The sequence below is a fragment of the Mitsuaria chitosanitabida ATCC BAA-476 = NBRC 102408 genome, assembly GCF_001598255.1.
Classification (GTDB): domain Bacteria; phylum Pseudomonadota; class Gammaproteobacteria; order Burkholderiales; family Burkholderiaceae_C; genus Roseateles; species Roseateles chitosanitabidus.
The window spans coordinates 19,266-42,810 of sequence record NZ_BCYP01000017.1; the positions used below are offsets into that span (position 1 = coordinate 19,266).

General features: G+C 70.1%; 23 protein-coding genes. 13 read left to right on the plus strand and 10 right to left on the minus strand.

Annotated elements, in window-relative coordinates:
- Positions 1-26: 26 nt before the first annotated feature.
- From MCHT01_RS10280 to MCHT01_RS10290, 3 genes are all read right to left on the minus strand, one after another.
- Positions 27-644, minus strand: a complete 618-nt coding sequence (locus MCHT01_RS10280) for a tRNA-uridine aminocarboxypropyltransferase (RefSeq protein WP_067065213.1) — start codon at positions 642-644, stop codon at positions 27-29.
- Complete coding sequence (locus MCHT01_RS10285; RefSeq protein WP_067065215.1) at positions 644-1,495, minus strand: ProQ/FINO family protein; 852 nt, start codon at positions 1,493-1,495, stop codon at positions 644-646. The genes MCHT01_RS10280 and MCHT01_RS10285 overlap by 1 nt, the downstream gene beginning before the upstream one ends.
- A 133-nt stretch (positions 1,496-1,628) precedes the next feature.
- Complete coding sequence (locus tag MCHT01_RS10290; protein WP_067065216.1) at positions 1,629-1,832, minus strand: hypothetical protein; 204 nt, start codon at positions 1,830-1,832, stop codon at positions 1,629-1,631.
- A 197-nt stretch (positions 1,833-2,029) separates the two neighbouring features.
- Here MCHT01_RS10290 and MCHT01_RS10295 point away from each other — a divergent pair, with 197 nt between their 5' ends.
- Positions 2,030-2,590 carry a thymidine kinase gene (locus MCHT01_RS10295; protein WP_067065218.1) on the plus strand — a complete coding sequence of 187 codons (561 nt, stop codon included), beginning with the start codon at positions 2,030-2,032 and terminating at the stop codon, positions 2,588-2,590.
- 103 nt (positions 2,591-2,693) lie between these two features.
- Here the strand turns inward: MCHT01_RS10295 and MCHT01_RS10300 are convergent, their stop codons facing one another.
- Positions 2,694-2,933, minus strand: coding sequence for a hypothetical protein (locus MCHT01_RS10300; protein ID WP_067065220.1), 240 nt, complete (start codon positions 2,931-2,933; stop codon positions 2,694-2,696).
- A 299-nt stretch (positions 2,934-3,232) separates the two neighbouring features.
- On the opposite strand from MCHT01_RS10300, the gene MCHT01_RS10305 reads away from it, so the two are divergent.
- The 4 genes from MCHT01_RS10305 (at position 3,233) to MCHT01_RS10320 (ending at position 7,731) form a co-directional block, all read left to right on the plus strand.
- Complete coding sequence (locus MCHT01_RS10305; RefSeq protein WP_067065221.1) at positions 3,233-3,790, plus strand: GAF domain-containing protein; 558 nt, start codon at positions 3,233-3,235, stop codon at positions 3,788-3,790.
- Positions 3,791-4,102: 312 nt separating this feature from the next.
- Entirely contained in the window at positions 4,103-5,137 is a 1,035-nt protein-coding gene (locus tag MCHT01_RS10310) for a branched-chain amino acid ABC transporter permease (RefSeq protein WP_067065223.1), read from the plus strand.
- A gap of 22 nt (positions 5,138-5,159) precedes the next feature.
- Complete coding sequence (locus MCHT01_RS10315) at positions 5,160-6,998, plus strand: branched-chain amino acid ABC transporter ATP-binding protein/permease (protein WP_439956166.1); 1,839 nt, start codon at positions 5,160-5,162, stop codon at positions 6,996-6,998.
- Position 6,999: 1 nt separating this feature from the next.
- Entirely contained in the window at positions 7,000-7,731 is a 732-nt protein-coding gene (locus MCHT01_RS10320; RefSeq protein WP_067065226.1) for an ABC transporter ATP-binding protein, read from the plus strand.
- 102 nt (positions 7,732-7,833) lie between these two features.
- Here MCHT01_RS10320 and MCHT01_RS10325 read toward each other — a convergent pair whose 3' ends face one another.
- Positions 7,834-8,307 (minus strand): VOC family protein, encoded by a 474-nt coding sequence (locus tag MCHT01_RS10325; RefSeq protein ID WP_067065227.1) that lies wholly within the window; start codon positions 8,305-8,307, stop codon positions 7,834-7,836.
- A gap of 192 nt (positions 8,308-8,499) precedes the next feature.
- Here MCHT01_RS10325 and MCHT01_RS10330 point away from each other — a divergent pair, with 192 nt between their 5' ends.
- Positions 8,500-9,723: an HDOD domain-containing protein gene (locus MCHT01_RS10330; RefSeq protein WP_084452346.1), complete on the plus strand. Its 1,224-nt coding sequence runs from the start codon at positions 8,500-8,502 to the stop codon at positions 9,721-9,723.
- Here MCHT01_RS10330 and MCHT01_RS10335 read toward each other — a convergent pair.
- Entirely contained in the window at positions 9,683-11,317 is a 1,635-nt protein-coding gene (locus MCHT01_RS10335) for an ABC transporter permease/substrate-binding protein (RefSeq protein WP_084452348.1), read from the minus strand. The two genes, MCHT01_RS10330 and MCHT01_RS10335, sit on opposite strands and share 41 nt — an antisense overlap.
- 212 nt (positions 11,318-11,529) lie before the next feature.
- Here MCHT01_RS10335 and MCHT01_RS10340 point away from each other — a divergent pair, with 212 nt between their 5' ends.
- The gene (locus MCHT01_RS10340; RefSeq protein WP_067065230.1) at positions 11,530-12,090 is read left to right on the plus strand and encodes a hypothetical protein; all 561 of its coding nucleotides are present in this window, start codon (positions 11,530-11,532) and stop codon (positions 12,088-12,090) included.
- Between the two features lie 7 nt (positions 12,091-12,097).
- Here MCHT01_RS10340 and MCHT01_RS10345 read toward each other — a convergent pair whose 3' ends face one another.
- Entirely contained in the window at positions 12,098-12,601 is a 504-nt protein-coding gene (locus MCHT01_RS10345) for a proline racemase family protein (RefSeq protein WP_067065232.1), read from the minus strand.
- 264 nt (positions 12,602-12,865) lie between these two features.
- Between MCHT01_RS10345 and yajC the strand changes: the two genes are divergently transcribed.
- The 4 genes from yajC to MCHT01_RS10365 all read left to right on the plus strand — a co-directional run bounded on the left by yajC (position 12,866) and on the right by MCHT01_RS10365 (position 18,743).
- A complete protein-coding gene (gene yajC, locus MCHT01_RS10350) occupies positions 12,866-13,189 on the plus strand; it encodes a preprotein translocase subunit YajC (RefSeq protein ID WP_067065233.1) in 324 nt (107 codons plus the stop codon).
- A gap of 131 nt (positions 13,190-13,320) precedes the next feature.
- The gene (gene secD / locus MCHT01_RS10355) at positions 13,321-15,237 is read left to right on the plus strand and encodes a protein translocase subunit SecD (RefSeq protein WP_067065235.1); all 1,917 of its coding nucleotides are present in this window, start codon (positions 13,321-13,323) and stop codon (positions 15,235-15,237) included.
- A 40-nt stretch (positions 15,238-15,277) separates the two neighbouring features.
- Entirely contained in the window at positions 15,278-16,312 is a 1,035-nt protein-coding gene (gene secF, locus MCHT01_RS10360; RefSeq protein WP_067065237.1) for a protein translocase subunit SecF, read from the plus strand.
- Positions 16,313-16,346: 34 nt separating this feature from the next.
- Complete coding sequence (locus MCHT01_RS10365) at positions 16,347-18,743, plus strand: DUF1631 family protein (RefSeq protein WP_067065239.1); 2,397 nt, start codon at positions 16,347-16,349, stop codon at positions 18,741-18,743.
- 66 nt (positions 18,744-18,809) lie between these two features.
- On the opposite strand, the gene MCHT01_RS10370 is transcribed toward MCHT01_RS10365, so the two are convergent.
- From MCHT01_RS10370 to MCHT01_RS10380, 3 genes are all read right to left on the minus strand, one after another.
- Complete coding sequence (locus MCHT01_RS10370) at positions 18,810-19,262, minus strand: Smg family protein (RefSeq protein WP_067065240.1); 453 nt, start codon at positions 19,260-19,262, stop codon at positions 18,810-18,812.
- A gap of 98 nt (positions 19,263-19,360) precedes the next feature.
- Positions 19,361-20,491: a DNA-processing protein DprA gene (dprA, locus tag MCHT01_RS10375; protein ID WP_067065242.1), complete on the minus strand. Its 1,131-nt coding sequence runs from the start codon at positions 20,489-20,491 to the stop codon at positions 19,361-19,363.
- A 43-nt stretch (positions 20,492-20,534) separates the two neighbouring features.
- The gene (locus MCHT01_RS10380) at positions 20,535-21,698 is read right to left on the minus strand and encodes a LysM peptidoglycan-binding domain-containing protein (protein WP_067065244.1); all 1,164 of its coding nucleotides are present in this window, start codon (positions 21,696-21,698) and stop codon (positions 20,535-20,537) included.
- Positions 21,699-21,913: 215 nt separating this feature from the next.
- Here MCHT01_RS10380 and def point away from each other — a divergent pair, with 215 nt between their 5' ends.
- Together def and fmt are read left to right on the plus strand one after the other, a co-directional pair.
- On the plus strand, positions 21,914-22,426 hold the full coding sequence (gene def / locus MCHT01_RS10385; protein ID WP_067065246.1) for a peptide deformylase: 513 nt from the start codon (positions 21,914-21,916) through the stop codon (positions 22,424-22,426).
- A gap of 14 nt (positions 22,427-22,440) precedes the next feature.
- Complete coding sequence (gene fmt / locus MCHT01_RS10390) at positions 22,441-23,397, plus strand: methionyl-tRNA formyltransferase (protein WP_067065364.1); 957 nt, start codon at positions 22,441-22,443, stop codon at positions 23,395-23,397.
- Positions 23,398-23,545: the final 148 nt, after the last annotated feature.

Here is a 23,545-nt window from a genome sequence, read left to right on the forward strand (position 1 = left end):
CATCTCCGGCGGTGAGGCGCCGCAGCTTACCGCGCGACGTCCCGCCTCGTGTCCGCAGAGGCGCCCGCCAGACGGCGCTGCAGCGCAATGAAATCGTCCATCGCCCGCCACAGCGGCTCGTAGCGAACAGCGTCGCCGTCGAGCTGCGCGAGCGCCAGCGCGCTGGCCTCGAGCGTGCTGCGTTGGTGCTCAGACCTCGCGCGGCGGATCGCATAGCGCGACGCTGGCGGTGCGGCGAGCGCCAGGCGCGGCAGCGTCTGCAGCCAGGGGTTCTGGTGGAGGAGGCGAAGACTGCGACGCCAGGTGCCGTCCAGCACCACCAGGGAGAGGGGCGCGATGCGGGCGGGCGGCCACGGGCTCGGCGCGGCGACCTTGCCGTCGCCGGGCGTGTCCGGATACAGCAGCACGTGGCGATCGAGGTCGACGGGCGAGTCGAAGTGCCGGCCGACGCGGAGCTCCGCCTGTGTCAGGCAGGCCCTCAACAGCGCGGCGGTGCCCTTCGCCTGTCCCTGTTCATCGGGATCCTGGAGGATCAGCAGCCGGGTGAAGTTGTCGACGCGATGGATGCATCCACACCAGCACCCGGCGAGCGGCCGACGGCATCCGTCGCAGACGGGGCGCCGGCCGCCGGGGGGCGCGGGCATCAACCGGGCTGGCGCGGCGGCTTGCGACCGTCGTTCGGACGGCCCTGGCCGTCACGGCGGGGGCGATCGCCCCGATTGCCGCCATCGCCACGCGGGCCCTGGCCGGGACGGCCTTCGCCGCGAGGGCCGCCACCGCGCGGACCGCCGCGACGATCATCGCCGCCACGCGGGCCGCGCTCCTGGCGATCGAAGCGTTCCGGGCGCGGAGGCTGCTGGGCATCCTCTTCGCGCGCCAGCGCCAGCTGCGCGTCCAACTGCTCCTGCGTCAGGCCCTTGAGCGCGCAGAAGTTGGCCGGCGTCAGCGTCGTGCGGGAGAAGTCGCGCAGCAGCTGCGCGCGTTCCTGGCGGCCACGGTCTTCCTCGGCGCGGCGCGCGTCGACGATGCCGCGGCGGCGGGTCAGTTCCACCTTGGCGGCCTCACGATGCTCGTCGCTCAGCTCGCCGGCGGGCTGGCCGTCCAGGTCGAAACGGGTCTTGGCCTTGCTCAGCGCGATCAGATAGCCCGTGCCGCCGGTATAGCGGCGCAGGAAGGCCGACAGCTGGGCCTTGGTGAACTTGCCGGGCGCGCGCTCCTGGATGTCCGACTGGACGCGCAGCTTCAGCGGCTTGGCGCCACCGGTGAACAGCGCCGGGAACAGCTCCTTCAGCTGCGCGGCCACCGCCTGCACGTCGACGCGCGCGGCGTCGTTCTTCGTGCCGGCTGCAGCGCCGGGCGCGGGCTCGGCGGCCGTCTCGGCAGCGGGCGTCGCCTCGACCGGAGCGGCCGACAGCGCGTCCTGGGCCGGGTCCGGCTGAGGGGCGGGCGTCTGGGAAGGGGTCACGTCGCCTTGCGGCGGGGTGCTGGAGGACATGAATCAAGCGGCGCGAAGCCGGCCAACGGGAAAAGGCGGGATTGTGCCCATAGCCGCGCGGGCGTGGCAATTCACGTCGATCGACCTCGGCCGCCGGTCCTTCCGGAAAGAAGGCCCCGGGAGCGACGCCGGATCAGGTCTTGGGTTCGCAGGCGGGCTTGCAGATCAGCTCGGTGCGGCCCAGGATGCGCTTGGACTGCAGGCTGCTCGGGGGACGGTGGCGTCCGCACTTGAAGCAGGAACGAGTCTGTCCGCTTCCCTGGAACGGCGACCCTCCCAGCTTGGAGGCATAGCGCAGGCCGTCTTCCCGAACGGCGGTGCTGGTGTCTTTGCTCATGGTCTCGCTTCGCTTGCGCTCTTGTTCGCGCCAGCGGGCTCGTGTCCCGCGGCACATCGATTCCCTCTCGATCGATATTAGGTGGGGCGTGTGACGGCCCGCTACATCGCTTGCCCGGGGGTGAAAGCACGGCCCGACGAACGGTCGGGTTTGCGTCGACAATCGCCCGCTGCCCGACGCCCGGGTGTTCGAGAACCATGGCCAAACTGTTTTTCCGCTACGCCGCGATGAATGCCGGCAAGTCCACCGCGCTGCTGCAGGTGGCGCACAACTACGAGGAACGCGGCCATGCGGTGCGGATCTTCACGGCCAACGTCGACGACCGGTACGGGAAGGGCTTCGTGACCTCGCGCCTGGGGCCGCAGCGGCAGGCCGAGGTGTTCACCGGGGAGACGGACTTCCGCGCGCTGCTGACGCAATCGCCGGGCATCGCCTGCGTGCTGGTCGACGAGGCGCAGTTCCTGTCCAAGGACCAGGTCTGGTCGCTGCACGAGATCGCGCACATGCGCCACGTGCCGGTCATCTGCTACGGGCTGCGGACGGACTTCCAGGGGGAGCTGTTCACCGGATCGGCGGCGCTGCTGGCGCTGGCTGACGAAATGGACGAGATGAAGACCATCTGCGACTGCGGTCGCAAGGCCACGATGAACATGCGCGTGGATGCCAGCGGCCGCAAGCAGACCGAGGGCGCGCAGGTCGAGATCGGCGGCAACTCCCGTTACCGCGCGGTCTGCGGGCGCTGCTTCAGGGCGTCCTGAGCAGGCCGGTGGTGGCCGCGGGCGCGCGGACACCGTTCAGCCGACAAGCGAACGCGGCGCCGGCCAGCGGAGTGCTGGCCACGTGCGCCGCGTGAGCCTGGGCTTACTTCTTGACTGCCAGCTGCTCTTCCAGTTCCTTGCAGGACGGCGCGCAGACCGGCTGGGACTTGCCCAGGAGCTTGCGGGACTTCAGCAGCGCGCGTGGGCGATGCTTGCCGCAGAGGAAGCACGACATCGTGGCCGCGCCGAACGAGGAGGTTGCCGCGAAGGGCGAACCGGGAGCTTTAGAGCGATAGCGAAGACCATCGGCTTCGATGGTCGTCTTGGTCGTATCCTTGGCCACGCTGATCCTGATCCTGATAAGAGTATGAAATGCGGCGCCGACGCCCCGAGTTCCCCCCTGGGGGCAGACGGCGAAACCCGTATTTTCCTACAAGCGCGGGCCAACCCGTATCGGGCCATCGCTAATGCCCGAGACGAAAGGTCGCCCGTTGCGTCGTATTCCGACAGTCCGAGGGCCTTTGGGCATGTAACACGACTACAAGTTGGCTTGGCACGCTTTAGGGAAAACACCTAGAATGGGCCCGCGCCGTTTCACCGTGGCGTCAACAACAAGGACAACACAGGGAAGCGAGCACATCGATGGAGAGGATCGAAGGGCTGTTCGCCGCCATGCGGGCGGCCAGCCAAGACTTGGAATGGCCCGCCACGGAATTTCGCGACGCGGGTCTGGACACCCCCGGCGACCTCGCCGCGCGCTATGCGCAGGCGGTCAGCACGGCGTTGTGCGACTACTTCCGCAGTTCGCACGCCAGCCTCTGGTTGCTTGACGGGGAACCCGGTCTCTACCGCCTGCGGTGCCTGGGCGCGCGCTCCGTCGACGGCCCCAGCCGCCAACTCCCGGTCTGCGAGCAGCAGGCCTATCCCGGCTACTTCGACGCCCTGCTGCACGAGGGCGTCTTCTGCTGCGTCGACGCGCAGACCGACTCCCGCCTGAACCAGCTTCAGCCGCCGCCGACCTGGCGCGCCATGCTGGACGTCAGCGGCCAGATCAACGGCAAGACCGTGGGCGTGCTCGCGCTGGGACAGCGCAGCGCCGCCCGCGACTGGACCAAGCGCGAGGAACTCGATCTGCGCCGCGCCACCGCCAAGGCCTGCCTGCACCTGCACGCGCTGCGGGGGGAGCTCGAGGCGGTCTGACCGCCCCGCGGCGTGCGATCGTCCTGGTCGACGCCCGATGCTTCTCCGCGTCGGCCCCTCAGCCTCACCTGTTCTTGAGATCGATCAACGTCGACCGACCGGTCGGATGAACGTATTGCGAATTGTCAATGCGGCATCCACTGACGGAACGCCTGTCGAATCTCGCTAGAGTCGGTCGCCGAGTCGAACCCAAGTCGAACAGACGACCAACCTCGGGCAGGCGGCCTTCGGAGCGGCCGCGACGACGCCACCCCTGAGGTCGGCGCGATCGCGGTCAACGGACGCTTGCCCGGAACCACGACAGGAGACAAGGTGGACGGGGCGATAGCAAGCATCCTGGTGCTGGACGGGGTGACCAACGGCGCGATCTACGCGTTGCTGGCACTGGCCCTGGTCCTGGTATTCGCGGTCACGCGGGTGATCTTCATCCCGCAGGGCGAGTTCGTCGCCTTCGGCGCGCTGACGCTGGCGGGCCTGCAACTCGGTCAGACACCGCTGACCATCCACTTCCTGATCGCGATGGCGCTGCTCGCCGCGGTGCTGGACCTGATCGCCGCCGCGCGGGCGGGGCGCGTCGGGGTGGAAATCAAGTCCGTCGCATTGCGCGCGCTGCCCGGCCTGGTCATCGGTGTCGCCGCCTTGCTGCTGGCGCCGATGAAGCTGCCGCTGGCGGCACAGGCGCTGCTGACGCTGGCCGTGGTGACGCCCATGGGCGGGCTGCTCTACCGGCTGGCCTACCAGTCGCTGGCGGACGCCTCGGTGCTGGTGCTGCTGATCGTGTCGGTCGGCGTGCACTTCGCGCTCACCGGGTTGGGCCTGGTGTTCTTCGGTGCCGAGGGCTCGCGCAATCCCAGCTTCTGGGACGCGTCCTTCAACCTCGGGCCGCTGATGTTCTCGGGCCAGACGATGATCATCGTCCTGGTGTCGCTGGCCCTGATCGCCGCGCTGTGGCTCTTCTTCGAGCGCAGCCTCTACGGGAAGGCGCTGCGCGCCACCGCGGTGAACCGTCTGGGCGCGCGGCTGATGGGCATCTCCAGCACCTCGGCCGGTCGCCTGTCCTTCACGCTGGCGGCCTTCATCGGCGCGCTGTCGGGCATCCTCATCAGCCCGACCACGACGATCTTCTACGACAGCGGCTTCCTCATCGGCCTGAAGGGCTTCGTCGCGGCGGTCTTCGCCGGGCTGTCGAGCTACCCCGGCGCCGCCGTGGGCGCGCTGCTGGTGGGCCTCGTCGAGTCCTTCAGCTCCTTCTGGGCGAGTGCCTTCAAGGAGGTCATCGTCTTCACCTCCATCCTGCCGGTGCTCCTGTGGCGCAGCTGGCGCGACCCGCATCACGAGGAGCATTGACGTGGCCGCCGACCGATCCTCCATGATGGCTTCGAACGCGAAGCCCGCGCCCGACGCGGCGACCTCCGCCACCGTCCTTCCCCCCTGGTCCCGACGTCTCGCGCCGGCCCTGCTGGTGGCCGTCATCGCGCTGCTGCCGCTGCTGCCCGTCCCGGAGTTCTGGATCACGCAGCTGAACTACATCGGCATGTTCGCGCTGGTCGCGCTGGGGTTGGTGCTGCTGACCGGCGTCGGCGGGCTGACCTCCTTCGGCCAGGCCGCCTTTGTCGGCGTCGGCGCCTATGCGACCGCGCTGCTGAGCGCGCGCTACGGGCTCTCGCCCTGGCTCGGCCTGGTCGTGGGCATGGCGGTGACGCTGGTGATCTCGCTGGTGCTGGCGCTGATCACGCTGCGCATGTCGGGTCATTACCTGCCGCTCGCCACCATCGCCTGGGCGCTGAGCCTGAACTTCACCATCGCCAACCTCGAGGTGCTCGGCAAGTACGACGGCCTGCTGGGCGTGCCGGCGATCGAGCTCTTCGGCCTCAGCCTGGCCGATGGCCGCGCGATCTACTACCTGATCTGGCTGTTCGCGATCCTGGGCGCGATCGCGGTGCGCAACCTGCTGGACTCGCGTCCGGGCCGCGCCATCCGCGCGCTGGGCGGCGCCACGGTGATGGCCGAATCGATGGGTGTCTCCACCTTCCGCTACAAGGTCGTGATCTTCCTGATCGCGGCGCAGCTGGCGTCGGTGTCGGGCTGGCTGTTCGCGCATGTGCAGCGCACGGTGAACCCCAGCCCCTTCGGTCTGAAGATGGGCATCGAGTACCTGTTCATGGCCGTCGTCGGCGGCGTGTCCAGCGTGTGGGGCGCCTTCGTCGGCGCGGGCGTGTTCAAGATCATCGAGGACCAGCTCAAGGAGCTGCTGCCGCGCCTGCTCGGCAGCAACGGCAACTTCGAGATCATCGTGCTGGGCGTCGTGCTGGTGCTGATGCTCAAGTACGCGCCCAAGGGACTGTGGCCGTCGCTGCAAGCCTGGATCGCGCGCCGCTGGCCGACGCCACCCCGCGCGCGCGACTGGGACGGCGCCGCCGCGCTGCCCGCGCGCGCGAAGCCGGAGGCCGGCACGGTGTTGCTCAAGGTCGACAAGCTGCGCAAGCAGTTCGGCGGCCTGGTCGCGGTGAACGATGTCAGCTTCGAGCTGCGCGCCGGCGAGATCATGGGCCTGATCGGCCCCAACGGCGCCGGCAAGTCCACGACTTTCAACCTCATCTCCGGCGTGCTGTCGGCCACCAGCGGTCAGCTGCACTTCGCCGGCGAGTCCGTCACCGGGCTCCCTTCGCGTCAGATCGCGCGTCGCGGCCTGTCGCGCACCTTCCAGCACGTGAAGATGATCGCGGACATGACGGTGCTGGAGAACGTCGCGCTGGGGGGCTACCTGCGCTCGCGCAGCGGCACCGGCCGCGCGATGCTGAGGCTCGATCGCGAGGAGGAGCGGCGCCTGTTCGCCGAGGCCGAGGCGCAACTGCGCCGCATCGGCATGCAGGACCACCTGCACGAGCTCGCCGGCAACCTGGCGCTCGGACCGCAGCGGCTGATGGAGATCGCGCGCGCGCTGTGCAGCGACCCGTCGCTGCTGCTGCTCGACGAGCCGGCGGCCGGGCTGCGGCTCAAGGAGAAGCAGTCGCTCGCCGCGGTGCTGCGCCAGCTGCGCGCGGAGGGCATGAGCATCCTGCTGGTCGAGCACGACATGGACTTCGTGATGGGCCTCACCGACCGCATCGTGGTGATGGAGTTCGGCACCAAGCTGATCGAGGGCACGCCCGCCGAAGTGCAGGCCAGCCCCGAGGTGCGGGCGGCCTATCTGGGAACGGAACACTGACATGAGCGAGTTGTTGAAGGTCAGCGGATTGCATGCCGGCTACGGCCGCGCCGAGGTGCTGACGGGCCTGGACCTGAAGCTGCGCCAGGGCGAGGTGGTCACCGTCATCGGTCCCAACGGCGCGGGCAAGAGCACGACGCTGAACGCGCTGATGGGCGTGCTGCCGGCGCGCGGTCAGATCCTGTTCGACGGCGAGGACGTCAACGGCCTCGGGCTCGAGGAGCGCGTCATGAAGGGCCTGGCCCTGGTGCCCGAGAAGCGCGAGCTGTTCACCACCATGTCCGTCGAGGACAACCTGGTGCTGGGCGGCTTCCGGCCGATGCGCCTGGGCATCAAGGATTGGCGCGACGAGCTGGAGCGCGTCTACGCGCTGTTCCCGCGCCTGAAGGAGCGGCGCGCGCAGCTCGCCGGCACGCTGTCGGGCGGCGAGCGCCAGATGCTGGCGGTCGGCCGCGCGCTGATGGCGCGGCCCAAGCTGCTGATGCTGGACGAGCCCAGCCTGGGCCTGGCGCCGCTGATCGTGAAGGAGGTCTTCCGCATCGTCGCGCGGTTGCGCGAGGCGGGCGTCTCCATCCTGCTGATCGAGCAGAACGCCCGCGCGGCGCTCGAGGTCGCGGACTACGGCTACGTGCTGGAGACGGGCGAGATCGCCCTGCAGGGCCCGGCCGCGGAACTGGCCAAGGATCCGCGCGTCATCGAGACCTATCTCGGCGCGGCCCGCAAGGCGCATTGAGGCGACAGGCGGGGCCGGTCGCCGGGACGGCGTCCCGGTCCCGTGCCCCGATCCGGACGCCGGCGACGGACGCGGACGGCGCGTCCGTCGACCGATGAGCGGTCAGTGCTGCTGACCCTCGGCGAACATCTTGGCCAGGCGCTCGTGCAGTTGCGCCTCGCCGACGTCCTCGATGTGCGTCGCCACCATCCACTTGTGGCCGAAGGGATCGGTGACCAGGCCCATGCGGTCGCCCCAGAAATGGTCCTGCACCGGCATCTCGATCCTGGCGCCGGCGGCCTCGGCCGCCTTCACCGTGGCGTCGGCGTCCGGCACGTAGATCGTCAGGTTGACCGGCGATCCGTTCAGCTTCAGCGGGCTGGTGCCGCCGAAGTGCTCGCGCTCCTCGGTCATCATGAAGCGGGCGCCGCCGACGGTCAGTTCGGCGTGCATCAGGCCGTCGGGCGCGTCCAGGCGCAGCAGCAGCTTGGCGCCGAAGGCGCGCTGGTAGAAGGCGATGGCCGCCTCGGCGCCGCGCACGGTCAGGTAGGGGAGGACGCCGCTCGGGGCCGGCACGGGGGTCACGAAGGTCGACATGGTGGTCTCCTGGGTTGAAGAGGGAATACATCCCCACGACGACCGAGATCCTGCCGTTTCGACATCAGGATGTCGGCGCCTTTACGCGGCGCCGACGTCCCCGGTGCGCCGGACACCCTGACTCGGGGGGACTGTCATGCGATTCCGGTCGAAAGGAATCCGTCCGGCCGACCATAATCCGCCGACCCGACCATGGCCCTGCTGTCCTCCCTGCGCAAACTCCTGTCCGGATCCGCCGACGCGAAGGCGTCCGGCACGACGTCCGGCATGGGCGCTTCCCAGCACGGCGCGGGTGGTCCGCCGAGCCAGGCCCCCGCGGGTCGCGGACCGGCATCCGGGGTGCCCATGGCACCGCGCGCCGAAACCGCCGCGGGCCGGCCGGCCTCCCAGGCGTCGCCCACGGCACCGTCCCCCAATTCCCAATCGTCCTCGCTCGTCTCGGCGCATCCGTCCTTGCAGGGCGGACCGGCCTCCGCATGGACGGGCGCTCCCTCGGCGCCAGCCGCGCTGCCGGCGCTGGAGGCGTCGTCCGAATGGCTGCAGTTCAGCACGCGGCTGCTGGGCTTGTCTCGGCTCAAGGACGTGCCGCCCTCCGGCGGCGAGCAGGGCCTGATGCAGCGCCTGCAGTCCCAGCGCGGCTCCCAATGGGCGGACCTGCTGCCCCGGCTGCCGGCGGTACTGCCGCAGCTGATGCGGCTGGTGCGACGCGACGACGTGTCCGCCACCGAACTGGTGCAGCTGCTGTCGCGTGACCCCAGCCTGGTCGGCGAGCTGATGCGCCTGGCCAACTCGCCCCGCTATCGCCCGGAGCGCGAGATCACGGACCTGTCCGGCGCGGTCTTCGTGCTCGGACAGCAGGGCCTGAACCAGCTGGTGATGAGCGTGGCGCTGCGGCCGATCTTCAACCAGTCCAAGGGCCGCTACGGCAGCCGCGCGGGCACGCTGCTCTGGGACCTGAGCGAACGCACCGCCGTCGCGACGCTCAAGCTGGCCAATGCCGGTGATGACGAGTTCTCCGCCTATCTCGCCGGCCTGAGCTCGCAGCTCGGGCTGATGGCGCTGCTGCGGGCGCTGGACGGGATGTCCGCGCCATCGATCCCGCCGCTCGATCGCGAGGGCCTGCATCGCCAGTTGCTGCCGCTGACGGCCGCCTGGTCCGCGCACATCGTCGAGCACTGGGGCTTCCCGCCCAAGGTGGCCGAGGCGCTCGCGCCGCAGCCGGGGCGCGGCGCGGAATCGGCCGTGCTCGCGCAGCTCGTGCGCCAGGCGCAGGCTGTCGCGCTGCGCCATCTGATGCAGCCCGGGTTGCAGCCGGCGCAACTGGGCGACTGGTCCGCCGCGCAGCAGCGCTGCTACGCCGAGCTGGAGCGCGACTTCAGCGCGGATGCCGGGTCAGCGCTCGCGTCAGCAGACTGAAGCCGCCCTCGAGCACCAAGGCCAGCGCCGCGGCGGGCAGCGCACCGGCGAGCAGCAGGGTCTGATCGTTCAGCGCCAGTCCGGTGACGATGCGCTCCCCATAACCGCCCGCGCCGATGAAGGCCGCCATCGTGGCCGTGCCTACCGACAGGCTGGTGGCCGTGCGCAGGCCCGCGATCATCACCGGCAGCGCCAGCGGCAACTGGATCAGACGCAAGACCTGGCCCCGCGTCAGGCCCAGCGCGCGGGCCGCGGTGGTCAAGCCTTCCGGCACCTCGCTCAAGCCGACGGTGCAGTTGCGCAGCACGGGCAGCAAGGCGTAGAGCGTCAGCGCGAGCAGCGCCGGCAAGGGGCCGATGCGGTTCAACCCCCAGATCAGCAGCGCGAGCATCGCGAGCGACGGCACGGTCTGAAGGAGCGCGCAGACGGCGAGCAGCGCCTCGCGCCAGCGCGGCCACGGATGCAGCGCGACCGCCAGCGGCACGCCCACGAGCGCCGCCAGCGCGACCGCGCCGATCACCAGGGTCAGGTGTTGCAGCGTGAGCCGGCCCAGGTCCGGTCCGGTGAGGCGTGCCCACAGGCTCTGCCCGCGTGGTGTCGCGCTGCTCGGCGAGACGGCATCGGCGTTGGCGTTGGCGTTGGCGTTGGCGGCCGCCCCTGTCGTTGATGCCGATGACGATGCGGCCACCAGGGGCTCCGCGGCCGCGCCGGATCGCACCGCCGGATGCCGATCGAGGAAGTCCCGCGCGATCTCGTCGAAGGGGCGCTTCCGTGTCTCCGCCTCCGCGTTCATCGCGACCATGGCGCGCTCGTCGATGCGTCCCTGCAGCGACTGCAGCGCGGCCCAGGCCCGAGGGTGTCGCTGGGGCAGGTCGACGCGATGCAGCAGCACCGCGTCGTAGCGCGGGAAGAACTGTCGGTCGTCCTCGAGCACCGTCAGTCCGAGCGCCGCGATCTGCGCATCGGTCGTGTAGATGTCGGTGACGTCGATCTGGGACTCGGACAGCGCGCGGTAGGCGAGGCCGTGATCCAGCCCTTGCGGCTGCTGCGGCAGCGCGTAGCGCTTCGCGAGTCCGGGCCAACCGTCGGCGCGGCCGAGGAACTCGTTGCTGAGCCCGAAGCGCAGCCCGGGCTGGGCCGCCAGCTGCGACAGCGACCGGACGCCCAGCTCGCGCGCCTGCGCCGCGCGCATCGCCAAGGCGTAGCCATTGTTGAAGCCCAGCGGCACGCCGATCGCCAGCCCCAGCGGGCGGAGCTCCGCCTGCAGCTGCGCCAGCGACGCGCCGGTCGTGGCGTGGCCGAGGATCTCTCGTTCGATGGTGCCCAGGTACTCGGGGTAGACGTCGATGCTGCCGGCCTTGAGCGCCGCGTGCACGATCGCCGTGTTCCCCAGTCCCTGCTTGATCTCGATCGCCGTCGACGGGTCCTGCGCGCGCACGGTCTGCGCCATCACCTCGGCGAGGAGGTAGCTCTCGGTGAAGCGCTTGGAGCCGATGCGCAGCGGTTCCGATGCCTGAGCCAGCGGCGCCACCATGAGCGTGATCAGGCACAGCAGGAAGGCGAGGCACGGCCGCGGCCAGCGGGGGATCAGCATCGGCGCAGCATAGTCGAGCGGCTCCCGGTGCCTGTCAGCAGTGGCCTGAACCGAAACGGACTCCGCGTGCCCGAGCGGCGCGGATCGGTTCCCCCGTCCTTCCTCCCGGGATGCGGCCTGTCCCGCCGCCGGCGCAGTCCGTCGCCGGGCGGGGCCGGGCCGCGAATCCGCTCGCATAGAGTCCGCCCATCCCCAGAGCGCAGGAGCGTGCCATGCCCCGTCCCGTCGACCGTCCCCTCGCCCTCTCCGCGCGTCTCGCGCTGGCCGCGGCCGCCGCGGCGCTGACCTTGGGCGCCTGCGCCCAGTCCACCCCGCCGCCGGCCCCCGCGCCCTCGCCGGACTCCTACGGCGCGGGCATCAGCTTCGACGCCAAGGCCGTCGACAAGGACCTGCAGGTGCCGGTCTATCCCGGCGCCACCCCGTTGATCGAGAACAAGGACGACAAGTCCGGCGTCACCATGAGCCTGTGGGGCGGCATGTTCGGCATGCATGTGTCGGCCGGCAAGTTCCAGAGCGGTGACGACGTCGACAGCGTCGCCCGCTACTACCGCAAGGCGCTGGCTCGCTACGGCGCGCTGCTGGACTGCGGCGATCCCAAGGTCGCGCGCGGCAAGCCCAAGGACGGGGGGGGCATGACCTGCGAGGACGACAAGCCCGAACCGGGCGGCCAGCTCTACAAGGTGGGCCAGTCGAAGAACTTCCGGGTCGTGTCGATCAAGCCGCTCAAGGACGGCACGACGCAGATCGGCATCGCGCGCGTCGAGTTCCGCTGAGCGCGGATCAGGCCGGCGGCAGGCCCCAGCCGCAGGGGTCGTCGGCCTCCACGACCATCGTGCCGTCGAACAGGATGTGGGCCCGGGCCGTCTCCGGCTCGCCCGCCAGACGCACGCCGCCGTCGAGCAGGAAGGTGGCCTCGACCGGCCCGGCCGGCAGGTCCAGCTGCACGGGTCCCGGCCGCAGCCGGCCCAGATGGGCCAGCGAGGCGATCACCCCGACCGTGGCACCGGGATGGCGCTCCAACGGCCCGTTCGCGTCGAACAGCAGCAGTCCCGCCAGGCTGGCGGGACGCTCGGGCTCGGTCAGCACCGCGCCGATCGTGCCCGGGGCGCTGCGCGGCGCGCCGGTCAGCGCCCGTCGCCAGGCGTCGTGACGGGTCTGGAAGTCGGCCAGCCGATCGTGCATCGTCGATCCGGGCAGGTCCGGCCCGCCCGCCACCACCAGCCGAGTGGGCATGCCGCCGGTGTGGGAGTCGATGACCCGGATGACGACGGGCAGGAAGTTCATGCGCGCACCTTCTGTGGGGCCGCTCGGGCCGGGTGGTCGAGAACGGTTCGCCTTGCACATGGTCGCCGGCCGAACCTGGGGTTTGCCCGACGGTATGGATTGAGATTGCGCAGGTCAACCCCAGTTAAATCCGCGTTTGCCGGGGACCGGGCCTGTCAAATGGCCCGCATACAATCGCAGGTTCTTCCGTTCGCTCGGGCGTCACTGCCCGAGGGCGCGCCCGGCACACCGCCTGCGCCAACGCATTTCCTGAGGGATATCGACGTGTTTATTTCCAACGCTTACGCCCAATCCGCGGGCGCGGCCGACCCCACCGGCGGCTTCCTGCAGATGCTGCCCCTGGTGGCCCTGTTCGCCATCATGTACTTCGTGATGATCCGTCCCCAGATGAAGCGGCAGAAGGAGCACAAGGCGCTGGTCGAGGCGCTGGCCAAGGGCGACGAGGTCATCACCGCCGGCGGCATGCTGGGCAAGGTCAGCAAGCTCGGCGAGAGCTACCTGACCGTGGAGATCGCCCCCGGCGTGGAGATCCAGGTCCAGCGCTCCGCGGTGGTCCAGGTCCTGCCCAAGGGCACCGTCACCAAGTGACCCCCGTGGACGGGCGGCGCCGACGCGCCGACCGTCCCTGACGACCGGCCCGCGCCCCGTGCGGGCCGTGTCCGCTTTCAGAGGCGCCACCGGACCATCTCCGCGGCGCCGGGTTTGCAGAGGATCTCCTCATGAACCGTTATCCGTTGTGGAAGTACGTGGTGCTGCTGGTGGCACTGCTGGTCGGCTTCATCTACACGCTGCCGAACTTCTTCGGCGAGGCGCCGGCCGTCCAGGTCTCCAGCGCCAAGGCCACCGTCAAGATCGACGACGCCGTGCGCGAGCGCGTCGCGCAGGCCTTGCAACAGGCCAGCCTCAACCCGGACTTCGTCCAGCTCGAGGGCACCTCGGTGCGCGCCCGTTTCGGCGACACCGACACGCAGCTCAAGGCACGCGACACCATTTCCCGCGCGCTGAACGGCGCGACGACCGAATCGCCCCCCTACGTGGTGGCGCTGAACCTGGTGTCGCGCTCCCCGCAGTGGCTGTCGTCGCTGCACGCCTTCCCGATGTACCTGGGCCTGGACCTGCGCGGCGGCGTCCACTTCCTGATGCAGGTCGACATGAAGGCCGCGCTGACCAAGAAGGCCGAGTCGCTGACCACCGACCTGCGCACCGCGCTGCGTGACAAGAACGTGCGCCACGCCGGCATCGCCCGCGACGGCGACGACGTGGTCGTGAACTTCCGCGACGAGGCCACCCGCACGCAGGCGAGCAACCTGCTGCGCGACCAGTTCCCCGACATCGCCTGGACGCCGATGGGCGAGGGCACCGACCTGCGCCTCTCGGGCGCGCTGACGCCCAAGGCCGTCATCGCCGTGCAGGACGCCGCGATCAAGCAGAACATCACCACGCTGCACAACCGGGTCAACGAGCTGGGCGTCGCCGAGCCGGTGATCCTGCAGCAGGGCCGCGACCGCGTCGTCGTGCAGCTGCCGGGCGTGCAGGACACGGCCAAGGCCAAGGAGATCATCGGCCGCACCGCGACGCTGGAGATGCGCCTGGTCGACGACGGCACCGAGGCGCGCGACGCCGTGCGTCAGAACACCCCGCTGCCCTTCGGCACGGAGCGCTTCACCAACAGCAACCGTCCCGTCGACGACCCCGAGCGCGACATCGTCGTCAAGAAGCAGGTCGTCGTCACCGGCGACAACCTGAACGACGCCCAGCCCGGCTTCGACGAGAACCACAACCCCTCGGTCAACCTGACGATGGATGCCAAGGGCGCGCGCCTGATGAAGGACATGTCGCGCGAGAACGTCGGCAAGCGCATGGCCATCATCCTGTTCGAGGACGGCAAGGGCGAGGTCGTGACCGCGCCCTACATCCGCAGCGAACTGGGCAACCGCTTCTCCATCACCGGCAGCATGTCGGCCCAGCAGGCCAGCGACACCGCGCTGCTGCTGCGCGCCGGCTCGCTGGCCGCGCCGATGAAGATCATCGAGGAACGCACCATCGGCCCGTCGCTGGGCAAGGACAACATCGACAAGGGCATCGCGTCGGTCACCTGGGGCTTCGTCGCCGTGGCGATCTTCATGTGCCTGTACTACATGATGTTCGGCGTGTTCTCGGCGATCGCGCTGGGCTTCAACCTGCTGCTGCTGCTGGCGGTGCTGTCGATGATGCAGGCGACGCTGTCGCTGCCCGGCATCGCGGCCATCGCGCTGGTGCTGGGCATGGCCATCGACGCCAACGTGCTGATCAACGAGCGGGTGCGCGAGGAACTGCGCGCGGGGCTGCCTCCGCAGCAGGCGATCCACGCCGGCTACGAGCGCGCCTGGGCGACCATCCTGGACTCGAACGTGACGACGCTGATCGCGGGCCTGGCGCTGCTGGCCTTCGGCTCGGGCCCGATCAAGGGCTTCGCCGTCGTGCACTGCCTGGGCATCGTGACCTCGATGATCTCGTCGGTGATGTTCTCGCGCGCGCTGGTCAACCTCTGGTACGGCCGCCGCAAGCGTCTGAAGTCGGTGTCCATCGGCACCGTGTGGAAGCCCGGCACGACCGGCGCGGCGGAAGCCGCCGCCGACACGGCCGAGGCGAATTGAAGGCTCCGGCCGTCAGAAGCTAGAAGAGAGCGCACAAGCCATGGAATTCTTCCGAATCAAACGGGACATCCCGTTCATGAAGAACGCGTTGATCCTCAACGCGATCTCCTTCATCACCTTCATCGCGGCGGTGTTCTTCCTTGTGACCAAGGGACTGCACCTCTCGATCGAGTTCACCGGCGGCACGGTGATCCAGGTCCAGTACGCGCAGACCGCGGACATCAACAAGACCCGGCACATCGTCGAGCAGATGGGCTTCGGTGAAGTGCAGGTGACCAACTTCGGCACCTCGCACGACGCGCTGATCCGCCTCCCGGTCAAGCCCGACGTCAAGCAGGACGAGCTGGTCGACCGCGTGTTCGGCGAGCTATGCAAGGCCGAGCAGGGTCAGGTCGTGTCCCACCAGGAGGTGACGCCGCAGGGCGAGTCGGTCAGCAAGCGCGCCTGCTCGGTCAACGGGGCCGAGCCGCTCAAGCTCGTCAGCAGCGAGGTCGTCGGTCCGTCCGTCGGCGCGGAACTGGCGCACGACGCCGCCTGGGCGCTGGTCTGCGTGGTGGTCGGCATCATGGTGTACCTGGCCTTCCGCTTCGAGTGGAAGTTCGCGGTCGCCGGCATCATCGCCAACCTGCACGACGTGGTCATCATCCTGGGCTTCTTCGCCTACTTCCAGTGGGAGTTCTCGCTGGCGGTGCTGGCGGCGATCCTGGCGGTGCTGGGCTACTCGGTGAACGAGTCGGTGGTCATCTTCGACCGGATCCGCGAGGCCTTCCGCAAGTACCGCAAGCTCAACACCCACGAGATCATCGACCACGCGATCACGTCCACGATCAGCCGCACGATCATCACGCACGGCTCGACGCAGATGATGGTGCTGTCGATGCTGCTGTTCGGCGGCCCGACCCTGCACTACTTCGCGGTGGCGCTGACCATCGGCATCCTGTTCGGCATCTACTCGTCGGTCTTCGTGGCGGCCGCGATCGCCATGTGGCTGGGTGTCAAGCGCGAGGACCTGGTCAAGCAGACCAACTCCAAGCGCGAGGACCCGGATGACCCCAACGCTGGCGCGGTGGTGTAGTAGAGTCGTCCGCACCCGATAGTCCACAAGCTCGATGACCGCCGCCGACGCAAGATCCCAGGCCCTGGCTTCGCAAGCGCGGCGCGTCCATACGGAGGTGCTGCTGCGGGGCCTGCCGGCGTTGGTCGGCGTGCTGACCACCTCGGTGCAGGACCTGCTGTCCCAGCCCGCCGAGCACGGCCTGCAGATGGCCCGACGCGATGCGTTCGAGGCCTGGCAGCGGTCGGCGACCCCGTGGCATGCGCGCCTGGGCAAGGCGCTGCGCCACGCTTATCACCACGGTCCCGGCGACTCGCGCAGCGCGTCGCTGTCGTCGCGACCGCAGAACCTCTCGCTGGTCAGCGACGACACCATCGAGCGCGAGATCATCGCCTCGCGGCTCGCGCTGGCCATGATGGACAAGGCCAGCTGGGAGTTCAGCGACCTGCGCAATCGCATGCAGTCGCTGGAGCGGGTCGAGGACCTGGCCCAGCAGGACCTGCTGCGCGCGCAAGTCCTGGCCCGCATCGTGCTCGATGCCTGGTTCGAGGCCGGCCTGACCAGCTCGGTCTGGCAGATGCTGCAGCGCTGGCTGCACCACGAGTTCTCCCAACTCCTCAACGAGTCGTACCACGAGGCCAACCGCTGGCTGATCCAGCAGGGCGTGATGCCCGAGGTCGACTTGCGCCCGTTCATCCGCCGCGGCGCCCCCGCCTCGAGCGGCGCGACGCAGGCCGCCGCGCTGGCGCCGGCCGCCGGTCCGACGACGGGCGGGCAGGGCAGTGCCGCCGCGGCGCAGCCGGCCATGGCGGCCGCCGCCGCGACACCCGCCAGCCAGTCGGCCCAGCAGGTCATGGCGCAACTGCAGCGGGTGCTCGCGCGCCATGTGCCCGAGCTCGCGCATACGCCAGCCCCCGCGCAAGCCGCCGCCCCCGTCGCTCCCTCGGGCGCGACGATCCGCGGCGGCGCCTACGCCGCGCCGGCTCCCGCCACCGGTGCCGCCACGCGCGGTGCCGCCTTGGCGTCCGGTCCGTCCGGTCCGGTCACCCAGGGCGGCTCGCCGCGCCTGAGCGCCGCCATCAATCACGCGCAGGAGGCGGTCCAGCGCCGCGCTGATCAGGTCGCCAACGCCGACCACGCGCTGACCGCGCCGCAGGCGCTCGACGAGATCCGCCATCGCAACCAGGCGCTGAAGCAGGTCCTCAAGCAGGCCGCCGACACGCCGGCCGAGCGCGCCACCATCGAACTGGTCGCGCTGCTGTTCCAGGCCATCCTGCAGGAGGAGCGCATCCCGCCCGCGATCCGCGTCTGGTTCGCGCGTCTGCAGATGCCCGTGCTGCGGGTCGCGGTGAGCGAGCCCGACTTCTTCGCCACCGAGGACCATCCGGCGCGTCGCCTGATCGACCGCATGGGGGCCTGCGTGATGGGCTTCAGCGCCTCGAGCGCCGAGATCGGCGATGCGCTGGAGCGTGAGATCAAGCGCGTCGTCCAGGTCGTCGAGGCCTATCCGGACACCGGCCGCCGCGTGTTCCAGACCGTGCTGACCGAGTTCGAGAAGTTCCTGGACCACTACTTCCAGCAGGAGAACGAGGTCTCCCGCAAGGGTGTGTCGCTGGCGCAGCAGGTCGAGCAGCGCGAGACCCTGGCGATCCAGTACACGATCGAACTGCGCAAGATGCTCTCGGAAGTGCCGGTGCAGGACGGCGTGCGCGACTTCCTCTTCCAGATCTGGGCCGATGTGCTGGCCGTGACCGGCGTGCGCTACGGGCCGCAGGCCGAGCAGACCAAGGCGATGAAGCGCGCCGCGGCCGACCTGATCTGGTCGGCCAGCGCCAAGGTCTCGCGCGAGGACCGGGCCGAGGTGATCCGCCGGCTGCCCCCGCTGCTCAAGACGCTGCGCGATGGCATGGGCCATGCCGGCATCAGCAGCGAGCGCCAGGACGAGCAGATCCGCTCGCTGAACAACGCGCTTGCCGCCGCCTTCACCGCCAAGACCGCCGCGATTCCGCGCGAACGTCTGGACGACCTGATGAGCCAGCTCGAGACGCTGGAGGCGATGCTCCCGTCCCCCGAGGCCGGCGAGATCAACGAATCCCTGGTCCGCGACCTGTCCAGCCACGAGTGCGAAGGGCTGGAGGTGGTCGCCGAGGGCGGCACCGCTCCGACTCCGGCCATGTTGGCCTGGGCCAAGGAGCTGCAGGTCGGCAGCTGGTACATGCTGGACTACCGCGGTCGCGAGGAGCCGGTGCAACTGGCCTGGCGCGGGCTGCGGCACCACCTGATCCTGTTCGTCTCGCCGCAGGGGCGGGGCGTGCTGTTCCAGCTCAGCCGGCTGGCGGCCTTCCTGCAGGCGGGGTTGATCCTGCCGGCGCAGGACGAGTCGCTGACCGTCAAGGCGACGCGCAACGCGCTCGCCAAGCTCGAGGTCGACCCGAGTCGCCTGCTGGCCTGAGGCGGCGCGGGCAACAAAAAACCGGCGCCGCTTGCGCGGGGCCGGTTTTGTCGGGAGGGCCGTCGATCAGTGGATCAGACGTTCCTCGGGGGCGACGAAGAGTTCGTCGAGGATCAGCGCATCGGGCTCCTCGCCCAGGCTCCAGAACACCATCAGCACGATGATCTTCAGGTCCTCGAGGTCCAGCGGGCCCCCGGGGATGGCCATGGCGCGGTCGATCACCATCTCGCGCATGGCGGTGGGCAGCACGCCGGCCGAGGCCAGGAAGCTGATGAAGCCGATCGAGACCTCGCCCAGGTGTTCCTGCTCGTCGCGGGAGTAGACCCGCAGGCTGCGGCCGTCGGGTTCGCCGTGATGGGAGTCGGACGCGGCGGCCAAGCCATCCAGCCAGGACAGCGCGTCGCGGATTTCGTCGTCTTCGAACCCGACCGCCGACAGTTTCCGGGTCAATTGCGCGTGATCCGGGCAGGCGTCGGGGCGCCAATAGGTTTCGTACAGATAGACGAGCACGTCGAACATGCGGGGACTATAACTCACGGTCCGAAACCCCTTTCGCCCGAAATGGACGGCCTCCGGCGCGGAGATTCCCGCATCCGGCCGGGCCATTCGAGTGCGAATCAGGCGCTGCCGCGGCGCTGGAACAGGGCCCCCGGCAGCCGGGCGATCCGACCCGACAACTCCAGGTCCAGCAGCACGGCGTTCAGCTCGTCCTGCGGCCAGCCGCTGCGCTGGGACAGCTGCTCCAGCGAGACCGTGTCCCGCCCGATCGCCCGCAGCAGCGGGTGGTCGGCATCGGCCGGCGTGGGTGGGGGCAGGGATTCGGCGGGCGCCGCCGGGGTCGTCTCGAGCGGCAGGCGCGGTGCGCGCGGCAGCCCGCCCGGCGGGAGCTCGGCGAGCAGGTCGTCGAGGTCCTGGACCAGGCAGGCGCCCTGCTTGAGCAGATGGTGGCAGCCGCGCGACTCGGGCGACCGGATCGAACCGGGCACCGCGAAGACCTCGCGGCCCGCCTCGGTGGCCTGGCGCGCGGTGATCAGCGAGCCGGACTTCAGCGCCGCCTCCACCACCAGGCAGCCCTCCGACAGTCCCGCGATGATGCGGTTGCGCTGCGGGAAGTTGGGCCCCATCGGCGGGGTGCCGATGAAGTACTCGCTGACCAGCAGGCCGCGGCGCGCGACGGCGCGGGCCAGGGCGGCGTGCTCCAGCGGATAGACCTTGTCGAGCCCGGAGCCCAGCACGGCGATGGTGCTGCCGGGCGTCTCCAGCGCGGCTTCGTGCGCCGCGCCGTCGATGCCCAGTGCCAGGCCGGAGACCACGCAGAAGCCGGCCTGGCCGAGTCCTCCGGCTAAGTGGCGGGCGTTGTCGTCGCCCTGCGGGCTGGGTCGACGGCTGCCGACGACCGCGATGCAGCGCTGCTGCAGCAGCTCGCGGCGGCCGTCCAGGTAGAGCATCAGCGGCGGATCGGCGACGTGGAGCAGGGGATCGGGATAGTCGGGATCGCCGATCAGCAGGATGCCGCGGTGTTCCCCGCCCGAGAGCCAGGCCTGGGTGCGCCGGATCAGGCGATCGAGCTCGGGGCCAGGCTTGGCCAGTCGATCGGCCTCGTCGGCATCGAGCAGCGCGGCCCAGCCCGAGCGCCCGGCGCGGATCGCGACGCCGGGGTCGCCGTGCCGCGCGAGCAGCCGTCGCGCGGCGCCGCGCGAGACGCTGGAGAGCAGGTGCAGCCAGTCGCGCAGGTCGTCGGGGCTCATCCGTGGGGTCCTGACTGCGACCGGTGCCGGAGAGCCGCCGCGCTTACGGCTGGGTGAAGCGGTCGCCTGGGCTGACCGGTTCCTGGACCGACAGGATCAGCGCGTACGAGACGCGGTCGAAGACCTGGAAGACGAAGAGCACGCCATGGCGCTCGTCCGGCAGCTTGATCTCTTCCTTGCGGTCGGTCGTCGTGTCGCGCACGACGCGGCCGGAGTGCCACAGCGCCAGCACGTGGCCCCGCTCCAGCCCGTCGCGGGCGCCCTTGTTCAGGGCCACGATCTGGTTCTGGCCGGCGCGCACCGCGTCGCCGTAGATCGAGACGATGCGGCCGTCGACCGGCTGCGCCGGCGCGTGCGGGACGTAGCTGGTGTAGCCGCGCGGGGGCACGGGGGCGAGCCGGTCGCCCGTCTGCACTTCCTGACGGACCAGCGTGATCGTCAGCGTGGTCGGGACTTCTTCCTTGGTGCCGGCGTTGGCGCCCGGGCGGGTCACTTCGGCGGTGCCGACGTAAGGGGCCTCGTAGCCGAGCAGCTCCTTGGTCACCGGATCCAGCAGCGGATGCGGCTGGCGGAAGACGCGGTACTCCGTCAGGTTGGGATCGAAGTTGCCGCGGGCGTAGGCCAGGTCGCCCTTGGACATCCAGACGCGGTTCTCTTGCGCGGAGACCACGCGCGGCGCGGTCTCGAACTCGTTGGTGCCCAACACCACGGCCTCGTTGAGGAAGGGCTCGATCAGGTGCTGCGGGATCGCGGCGATGGAGCCGTCGTACAGCGAGGACGAGCGCACGCGCGGGGACAGCTTCACGGTGCCGCCGGCGGCGTTGTCGCCGGCCACGTTGCGGCCGACCTGCAGGCGCGCGCGGCCGTCGCTCTTGACCAGGATCAGGACCTGGCCGGGATAGATCAGATGCGGGTTGCGGATCTGGTCGGTGTTCATGCCCCAGAGCTCGGGCCAGCGCCACGGGCTCTTCAGGAACAGACCCGAGATGGCCCACAGCGTGTCGCCGGACTTGACGGTGTAGGTGTCGGGGGCGTTCGCGGCGAGCTCCGAGATCGGGACCCCGGTCTGCGCGACCTGCTGCGCCGTCTGGCGCTGCTGGGAGGTGATCGGGTAGTCGCCCGCGGCCATCAGCGGACCAGCGCTGAGCAGGCCGGCGGCCAGGGCCGCAGAAATCGTCGAGAAGCCCTGCGGCCGCCATTGCGTCATTACTTGTTCTCCCGCGCCGGTGGGTAAGGCCCCTCGTGGCCGATGGCGCTTTTGTGGCAAGACCCTGACGCCCGTCCCAAATCGGCGAAAATCCCGGTCTTGCTGGCGGCGATTCTGCCCAGATTCAGGGGTACCCGCAATGAAGGTGCCCGCCGTCCCTTGCAAGCCCTTACAACCCGGCGTTGTGTGCCGTCCACAGCGCATCGCTCACGTCCATGTCGAAACTGACCATCCTCCGCTTCCCCGATCCTCGCCTGCACACCGTCGCCAAGCCGGTGGCCGCCGTCGACGACCGCATCCGTCAACTGGCCGACGACATGCTCGAGACCATGTATGACGCCGAGGGCGTGGGCCTGGCCGCGACGCAGATCGACGTGCACGAGCGCGTGCTGGTGATGGATGTCTCCGAGGAGCGCAACCAGCCGCTGGTGCTGGTCAACCCGGAGCTGGTGTCCGCCAGCGACGAGATGATCGAGGGCGAGGAGGGCTGTCTGTCCGTGCCCACGATCTACGACAAGGTCATGCGTCACAAGACGGTGACCGTGCAGGCGCTGGATCGCGACGGCAACACCTTCCAGTTCGACGCCGAGGGCCTGCTGGCCGTCTGCGTGCAGCACGAGATGGATCACCTGATGGGCAAGGTCTTCGTCGAGTACCTGAGCCCGCTCAAGCGCGAGCGCATCAAGACCAAGCTGGTCAAGAAGGCCCGCGACGAGGCCAAGCGCTGATGTCGTCCACGGGTCTGCGCGTCGCGTTCGCGGGAACGCCGGAGTTCGCGGCGGTCGCGCTGCAGGCGCTGCTCGACGCCCGCTTCGAGGTGCCGCTGGTGCTGAGCCAGCCGGATCGCCCCGCGGGCCGCGGCATGAAGCTGCAGGCCTCTCCGGTGAAGCAGCTGGCGGTCCGGCACGGCATCGCGGTGGCGCAGCCCCGCAGCCTGCGGCTCGACGGCAAGTTCCCGGACGAGGCCGAGGCGGGTCGCCAGGCCCTGCTCGACGCCCGCCCCGACGTGCTGATCGTCGCCGCCTACGGTCTGATCCTGCCCCAGTGGGTGCTGGACCTGCCGCGCCTGGGCTGCCTGAACATCCACGGTTCGCTCCTGCCGCGCTGGCGCGGCGCCGCCCCCATCCATCGCGCGATCGAGGCCGGCGACGCCGAGACCGGCATCACCATCATGCAGATGGACGCGGGCCTGGACACCGGCGACATGCTGCTGATCGAGCGCCTGCCGATCGCGTCCGCCGACACCACCGCGACCCTGCACGACAAGCTGGCCACGCTGGGCGGCCGGATGATCGTCGAGGCGCTGGAGCTGGCCGCGTGCGGCGGCTTCCACCCCGTGAAGCAGCCCGAGGCCGGCGTCACCTACGCCCACAAGATCGAGAAGGCCGAGAGCCAGATCCGCTGGTCCGACGAGGCCGCGCAGATCGCGCGACGCCTGCGCGCCTTCGACCCCTTCCCGGGTGGCGTGGCGCAGCTCGACGCCGAGCCGCTGAAGGTCTGGCGCGCCGAGCTCGTCGACGCCGACGGCACGCCGGGCGAGCCCGGCCGGGTGCTGGCCGTGTCCCCCGAGGGCCCGGTCGTGGCCTGCGGCCGGGGCTCGGTGCGGCTGACGGAATTGCAGCGCGCGGGGGGCAAGCGCCTGCCGGCCGCCGCGTTCCTGCAGGCGCGGCCCTTGCAGGTCGGCGAGTCGCTCGCCTGACCCGACACCCCGAGGCGCTCGAGCGCCCCGCGGTCCGGGCGGCGATGCGCCGGGACCGGTGCCCTTCGCTTTGACCTGACTTAAGGTGCGGCTCGACCGGCTTGAACTTGCTGGTCCAGCCTGCACGTGTGGGGGCCTGGACGGTGTA